The 1432-nt window shown below is 36.0% G+C and carries 1 protein-coding gene; it reads right to left on the minus strand.

Translation table 11 applies throughout. The features are described from left to right. A partial coding sequence (helD, locus tag FHL06_RS14450; protein ID WP_272950470.1) for an RNA polymerase recycling motor HelD occupies positions 1-1432 on the minus strand: 1432 nt, incomplete at both ends.

The raw sequence follows: 1432 nt of genomic DNA on the forward strand, positions 1-1432 counted from the left end.
TTAACGAAATTGGTCGTGTACTCTTCCCACTGTTCTTTCGTAATGCCACGTTGCTCTAAATCAACAATTTTAGGAACAGCCTTCAAGAAATTCAAATAGTTCCCAGCCACGTTCAAGAAGCGCAAATGCTTGATGTACTTATAAACGCCTTGCATCGTCACTGCCACAATCTTACGGGCCAAAAACTTCTTCTCTTCGTCACCATTCTTAAACTCTTGATCAGCCGCATTATAAAGTGCTTGTAACTGCTCTTTGTCTAAGTTTTCAATTCGTTCAGACACCCAATTAGAACGCATCTCCGCACCCATTTTACGATGCAACATCTTAACTAAGCGGTCAACAGTCGCATCTAAGCGATTACCCAAGTTATATTGTGGTCCATAGCTATAGTAGAATTCTTGGATTTTTTCCTTAGGAATAAACACTTTACCTTGGAATTTAATATCTTTGAAAGCCATTCCGCTTTGACCAAGTAACTTACTATAATTAGTCAAAATCTTAAAGAATTCAATATCCGACACGAACTTACCAATATTTTTGCTATCCGTATCTACGACAGTTTCAAATTGTTGTGCCAAACTCTCTACTGTTAAATTAGGCAAACGACGTGCCAAAAATTGTTTGTATGTCATTTGAACCATGTTTTGTTCACCCATTTCTGGTAAAACATCTTTAATGTAATCATTAAATAATGAATTAGGTGCGAACATAACCACTTGGCTAGAAGTTAAAGTTCCACGGTAACGATAAAGCAAAAATGCAATTCTTTGCAAAATAGCTGAAGTTTTACCTGACCCAGCTGCACCTTGGACAAATAATAATTTTGACTTAGTATCACGAATAATTTTGTTTTGTTCACTCTGAATAGTTTTGACGATACCCTTCATGTGAGTAGAAGATTTACCATCCAAAACTTCCAAAAGCATTTGATCGCCAATTGTTTCTTGAGTATCAAAATAAGCCTTGATCTTACCACTATCAACTAAAAATTGACGTTTCAAAAAGAGATCAACTGATTGCTCACCATCTGGAGTTTGATACTTAACCTCACCCAACTTACCATCATAATAAATGGAAGAAATTGGTGCTCGCCAATCATAAACTAAAAAGTGATCCTTCTCATCAGTAAAAGAGCTCAAGCCAATATAGACAGATTCTTTTTTAGGTTCACCTTTTTCTTGGAAATCCAAACGCGCAAAAAATGGCGTCTTTTCCAATTTTTTGAGAATTCCCAAACGTTGTCTCGATTGTTGCCAACTATTATTTCTTTCATCTAACATTTGTTGTTGTTGATGAATGGAAAGTGCTGCATCCATTGAAATAGAGTCGCCATCCATTCCCAAATGGATATCATCAAAAGCATTATTGATAACTTTTAAATCTTCTTCAGCAACGTCCATATGTTCTTGAAGTCGATTTTCAGACTTCTTAA

The organism is Companilactobacillus halodurans (assembly GCF_009600985.1).
Lineage (GTDB): Bacteria > Bacillota > Bacilli > Lactobacillales > Lactobacillaceae > Companilactobacillus > Companilactobacillus halodurans.